The sequence below is a fragment of the Aeromonas molluscorum 848 genome (assembly GCF_000388115.1).
In the GTDB taxonomy this organism is placed as follows: Bacteria; Pseudomonadota; Gammaproteobacteria; order Enterobacterales; family Aeromonadaceae; genus Aeromonas; species Aeromonas molluscorum.
On sequence record NZ_AQGQ01000211.1, the window covers coordinates 1 to 5,989 of the forward strand.

General features: G+C 59.3%; 5 protein-coding genes and 1 pseudogene. All 6 read left to right on the forward strand.

The genetic code is table 11. The annotated features are described in order from the left end of the window. Positions 1 to 788: pseudogene (locus tag G113_RS18545) on the forward strand (molecular chaperone HtpG); the annotation flags it as partial. 251 nt (positions 789 to 1,039) lie between these two features. Continuing rightward, positions 1,040 to 1,684 carry an adenylate kinase gene (gene adk, locus G113_RS18550; RefSeq protein ID WP_005908560.1) on the forward strand — a complete coding sequence of 215 codons (645 nt, stop codon included), beginning with the start codon at positions 1,040 to 1,042 and terminating at the stop codon, positions 1,682 to 1,684. A gap of 73 nt (positions 1,685 to 1,757) precedes the next feature. Next, on the forward strand, positions 1,758 to 2,732 hold the full coding sequence (gene hemH, locus G113_RS18555) for a ferrochelatase (RefSeq protein WP_005908561.1): 975 nt from the start codon (positions 1,758 to 1,760) through the stop codon (positions 2,730 to 2,732). A gap of 89 nt (positions 2,733 to 2,821) precedes the next feature. Continuing rightward, the gene (locus tag G113_RS18560) at positions 2,822 to 3,214 is read left to right on the forward strand and encodes an MAPEG family protein (RefSeq protein WP_040319382.1); all 393 of its coding nucleotides are present in this window, start codon (positions 2,822 to 2,824) and stop codon (positions 3,212 to 3,214) included. A gap of 252 nt (positions 3,215 to 3,466) precedes the next feature. Then, entirely contained in the window at positions 3,467 to 4,771 is a 1,305-nt protein-coding gene (locus tag G113_RS18565; RefSeq protein ID WP_005908563.1) for an inosine/guanosine kinase, read from the forward strand. A 156-nt stretch (positions 4,772 to 4,927) separates the two neighbouring features. Then, positions 4,928 to 5,989, forward strand: a 1,062-nt coding sequence (locus G113_RS18570) for a cache domain-containing protein (protein ID WP_005908564.1), incomplete at its 3' end; no start/stop codon positions are given.

Consider the following 5,989-nt stretch of genomic DNA (forward strand, 5'->3'; position numbering starts at 1 on the left):
AGGACGACAGCGAGAAGTACGCCAAGTTCTGGAGCGAGTTCGGCAATGTGCTCAAAGAGGGTCCGGCCGAGGACTACGCCAACCGCGAAGAGATCGCCAAGCTGCTGCGCTTTGCCAGCACCGCGGGCGAGGGCGAAGCCCAGACCGTCTCCCTGGAAGAATATGTTGGCCGCATGAAGGAAGGTCAGCAGAAGATTTACTACATCACTGCCGACAGCTTCGCGGCTGCCAAGAACAGCCCGCACCTCGAGATCTTCCGCAAGAAGGGTGTCGAAGTGCTGCTGATGTGGGAGCGGGTCGATGAGTGGTTGATGAGCCACCTCGACGAGTTCGATGGCAAGCAGCTGGTCTCCGTCACCCGTGGCGAGCTGGACTTGGGGGATCTGGAAGACGAGGCATCCAAGCAGGCCCAGGAGGAGGCTGAAAAAGCCAACGCCGGTCTGGTGGAGCGGGTCAAGCAGAGCCTGGCTGATGCCGTGAAAGAGGTGCGAGTCACCCATCGTCTGACCGATTCACCCTCTTGCATCGTCACCGATGACAGCGGTATGAGCACCCAGATGATCAAGCTGATGCGCGCTGCCGGTCAGCCGGTACCTGAGCAGAAGTACATACTGGAACTCAACCCCGACCATGCCTTGGTGAAGAAGTTGGGTGCCATCGAAGACGAGGCGCTGTTTGGCGAGTGGGCCACCCTGCTGCACGAACAGGCCCAGCTGGCAGAACAGGGCGGTCTCAATGATCCGGCGAGCTTCGTCTCCCGTATCAACCGATTGTTACTCCAGTCCTGATGACCTTGGCCCACTCCTGCGAGTGGGCCTCTTTTTTACCGATACCTTGACAGGTGTCGTGCCAGACAGGCACGGCATCTGCTGCATTTTCACTCATTTCAGGTCTCCGACTGCCTCTCCTTGCGCCAAGGGGACTGTGGGGATACTGGTGGTAAAATCGGCACTCGCTCGCGGTTTGCTTGTTAAAAAGCGGGAAACCGTGTAGTTTTTTGCCTTCTCAAGATTTGAATAACCAATCAATAGGAGCGTGTATGCGCATTGTTCTGTTGGGGGCTCCGGGCGCCGGTAAAGGCACCCAGGCTCAGTTCATCATGGAAAAACACGGTATTCCCCAGATCTCCACCGGCGACATGCTGCGTGCCGCGATCAAGGCGGGCACCGAGTTGGGCCTCAAGGCCAAGGCCGTGATGGACGCAGGTCAGCTCGTCTCCGACGACATCATCATCGGTCTGGTCAAGGAGCGTATTGCTCAGGCTGATTGCGCCAACGGTTTCCTGCTGGACGGCTTCCCTCGCACCATTCCCCAGGCGCAAGCCATGAAGGATGCCGGTGTGGTTGTTGATTTCGTGCTCGAATTCGCCGTGCCGGACGAAGAGATCGTCAAGCGCATGAGCGGTCGTCGCGTTCACTCCGGCTCGGGCCGTACCTACCACGTGGTGTTCAACCCACCAAAAGTGGAAGGCAAGGATGACGTGACCGGTGAGGATCTGGTGATCCGTGCCGATGACGAAGAGACCACAGTGCGCAAGCGTCTGGATGTTTACCATGAGCAGACTGCACCGCTGATCGGTTTCTACGGTAAAGAGGCCGAAGCCGGCAACACCCGTTACGTCAAGATCGATGGCACTCAGCCCGTTGATCAGGTGAGCCAGCAGCTGGCCACCATTCTGGCCTGATCCCGTCATCGGGATCATTGCCATATGAATAGGGCCCATACTGGGCCCTCTTTGCATGTGACAGGAAGCAAACGTGACCACCAAAACCGGGATCCTGCTTGTCAATCTGGGCACCCCAGCCGCTCCGACCCCCGCCGGTGTCAGGGCCTTTCTCCGCCAATTTTTACAAGACCCTCGCGTGGTAGAACTGCCGCGCCTGCTGTGGGTGCCACTGCTCAATCTCGCCATTTTACCCCTGCGAGCCCCCAGGGTGGCCAAGCTCTACCAGCAGATCTGGACCGAGCAAGGCTCACCGCTGATGGCCATCAGTCAGCGCCAACGTGCAGCCCTTGAGCAAGAGCTCAAACGGGAGGGCGTCGATGTCCCAGTGGTACTCGCCATGACCTATGGCAAACCCTCCCTGAGCGACGGCTGGCAGGCGCTCAAGGCGCAAGGAGTCAACCGGGTGATATTGCTGCCGCTCTATCCCCAATATAGCGCCAGCACCACGGCGGCCGTGTTTGACGGCTGGGCCGATGTGATGCGTGGTGAACGTCACCTGCCGGTGATGCGCCTCATCCGTGATTATCATAATCACCCCGAATACATTCAGGCACTGGCCATGAGCGTGCGCCGCCAATGGGAGCAGCAGGGCCAGGGTGAGCACCTGTTGATGTCCTTCCATGGCATTCCCCAGCGCTGTGAAGATGAGGGCGACCCCTATGGTCACCAGTGCCGCCGTACCGCTGTCCTGCTGGCGGAGGCCCTCGAACTGGCCCCTGAGCAGTGGAGCGCGAGCTTCCAGTCCCGCTTTGGCAAGCAGGAGTGGCTCAAGCCTTACACCGACGTCACCATTGCCCAGCTTGCCGAACAGGGGATCAAGCGACTCGATGTCATCTGCCCGGCGTTCTCGGCCGATTGCCTCGAGACCCTGGAAGAGATCCAGGTCGAGAATCGTGCCGTCTTCACCGAGGCGGGGGGAGAGCAGTTCCACTACATTCCTGCACTCAACAGCGATCAGGCCCACATTCGCATGATGGTGTCGCTTATCTGTCGCGAGCTGGCCTAAATGAGCGGGAGCGGCCCCTGGCTCTCAAGGGCCGCTTCCGGCGAGTTTTTCCATCCTGATACCCAATCTGCCAGCAGGACATCCTTATGTTGCTACCCATCACCCTGACCTACGCCGGCCTGCTCGGCTTGCTGTTTCTGCTGCTCTCTGCCTGGGTGGTCAAGCGCCGTGCCCAGTTCAAGGTGATGATAGGAGAAGGGGATGCGCCACAAATGCTGGCGGCCATTCGCGCCCACGGCAACTTTGCCGAGTATGTGCCCTTGACTCTGGTGCTGCTGGCGCTGTGCGAGTTGGCGGGCACGGCACCGCTCTGGCTGCATCTTGGGGGAGGCACACTGCTGCTCGGGCGCATATTGCATGCCATCGGCATTCAGCTGCCCAAAGCACCCAACCTGGCGCGGCTCTTCGGCACACTGCTGTTCTGGTTCTCGCTGGCGCTGCTGAGTCTGTTGGCTTTGCAGGCAGGCATCATGGCAAGCTAGTCCCCCTGCCAACCGCTCAGTCCTGGTTTTCGACAGGGGCAATATGCTTGCCGCAACCTGCCCCCTTGCCACTGCGCCGGATTGTTAATGACCACCCCATGGCAGGGTGGTTTTTTTATGCTGGCAAGACAAACGTTTTCGCCCTGGAGGCCTTGTCTATACTGACTTCATATTTTAAATGTGCGTCTTTTCGCCGCCCCGGATTGTGTTAAAATCCCGCCCCTCGTCCATCCCAGAGTCAAGGCTACAGCCATGAAATTTCCAGGTCAGCGCAAGTCCAAACACTATTTTCCGGTCGACAGGCGCGATCCTCTCATCACCCAGAATCCGCAGATGACCGAGCTGGGTCAGGCTTATGTGGTGGGGATAGATCAGACCCTGGTGGACATCGAAGCCCATGTTGACGAGGCCTTCCTGACCCGTTATGGCCTGAGCAAGGGTCACTCTGTGGTGATCAGTGACGACGTGGCCGAGCGGGTCTATGAAGAGCTTAAGGCCAACAACATGGTGGTGAGCGAATTTGCCGGCGGCACCATAGGCAATACCATGCACAACTATTCCGTGCTGGCTGACTCCCACTCCATCCTGCTCGGCGTCATGAGCCAGGATATCCGCATCGGCAGTTATGCCTATCGCTATCTGTGCAACACCTCGTCGCGGGTCAATCTCGATTACCTGCAACCGGTCAAGGGCCCGGTCGGGCGCTGCTTCACTTTCATTACCGAATGTGGCGAGCGCAGCTTTGGCATCAATGCCGGCAAGATGGATCATCTGGACGTGGCCCATATTCCGGAAGCGGTGATCAAAGAGGCCTCCGCCCTGGTGATCACCGCTTATCTGGTGCGTGGCGCAGATGGCACGCCGATGAAAGAGGCGGCCATGGCTGCTGTGCGTTATGCCCGCGAGGCCAAGGTGCCTGTGGTACTGACCCTGGGCACCCGCTTCGTCATCGATGAAAACCCCCAGTGGTGGCGCGACTTTATTGCCGAAAACGTGACCGTGCTCGCCATGAACGAAGATGAGGGCGAGGCGCTGACCGGTTTCTCAGATCCGCTGATGGCCGCCGACAAGGCGCTGGATTGGGCCGACATGGTGCTGTGCACTGCGGGCCCCATCGGCCTGTACATGGCGAGCTACACCGAGGAGGAGAGCAAGCGCGAGACCACTCATACTCTGCTGCCGGGCCAGATCCCCGAGTTCAACATGTATGAGTTCAGTCGCCCCATGGCTCGGCTCAGTTGCCGCAACCCGGCGCGGATCTACTCCCACATTTCCCCCTACATGGGCGGTCCGGAGAAGATCAAGAACACCAATGGCGCCGGTGATGGAGCCCTGTCTGCCGTGCTCCATGACATGGTGGCCAACTCCTATCACCGCATGAATGTGCCCAATTCCGCCAAGCATGCAGCCGAGTTTCTGACCTATTCCTCCCTGGCCCAGGTGTGCAAATACGCCAATCGGGTGAGTTACGAGGTGCTGGCCCAGAGCAGTCCGCGTCTGTCGCGGGGCTTGCCCGAGAAAGAAGACAGTCTGGAAGAGGTTTACTGGGAGCGTTGATCCCGCCCTGTTGAAAACTTTAGGCGCCTGCGGGCGCCTTTTTGCATTATCAGGGCTGGATCATGTTTTTGGTGCTCCATCCTGCCTATGCATGGACAGCGCCAACTGGGCCGTCATACCTTGGTCATCATGTGTGAAGTGGGCAAGGATGACGGAATGTTGAGACGATGGACTATAGGCCGGCGCCTGTTGCTGGTGACCCTGGGCATACTGCTGATTTTGGCATCGTTGCTGGCGAGCAGTCTGCATCTCTATTTTGATGGTCTGATGGCGGAAAAAAGCCGTCAGACCAGGGATCAGGTTGAAACCGCCTACTCGTTGGTGGCGAGCTTCGAGGCGCAGGCGCGCAGCGGCAAGCTCGATGAGGCCCAGGCGAAAGCTCAGGCTCTGGCCGCTCTCAAAGGGCTGCGATACGGTGACAACGACTACTTCTGGGTCAATGACAGTCATCCGACTATGGTGATGCACCCCATGAAGCCTGAACTCGATGGTAAGGATCTCTCCGCCGTGGAGGACAAGCAGGGACTCAAGCTGTTTGTCGCCTTCGCTGATGTGGTCAAACAGCATCCCGATGGGGGCGAGCAGGGCTACTACTGGCCCAAACCGGGAGTCGATGCGCCGGTACGCAAGATCTCTTACGTCAAGCGTTTCGCTCCCTGGGACTGGATCATCGGCACTGGCGTCTATGTGGATGATGTCGAGGCCCAATATCAGGGCGTGCTGAAGACCCAGCTTGCCATCGGCCTGGTGCTGGCGCTCTTGCTCATCACGCTGGTTAGCTTGATTGTGCGCAGCATAGTGACGCCGCTGGCCCAGTCAGTTACCGCCCTTGGCAACATAGCGCGGGGGGAGGGCGACCTGAGATTTCGTCTCCCCGCCGAGGGGCGTGACGAGTTGGCCCAGCTCTCGACCAACTTCAACGACTTTGCCAACCAGATGGCACTGCTGGTGGGACGCACCCAGCAGATAGCGAGCCAGAACCGCCAGGCGGCGGGCCAGCTTGGCCAGGTCGTGGAGCGTACCAGCCAGATAGTGACCAGTCAGGAGCAGGACACCCTGCGGGTGGCGAGCGCCATGGAGCAGATGACGGTCAGCAGTCGGGAAGTGGGGGATCATGCGGCTCAGGCTGCGGCCGCCGCCGACGAAGCCAAACGTCTTGCCGGAGATGGTTGCCTGGTGGTGGAGCAGACCATCGCCACCATAGCCCGACTGGCCGAC

Excerpts from the sequence above, each read along its gene's own strand:
- adk (WP_005908560.1), top strand. The coding sequence starts at position 1,040 with ATGCGCATTGTTCTGTTGGGGGCTCCGGGCGCCGGTAAAGGCACCCAG.
- G113_RS18565 (WP_005908563.1), top strand. The coding sequence starts at position 3,467 with ATGAAATTTCCAGGTCAGCGCAAGTCCAAACACTATTTTCCGGTCGAC.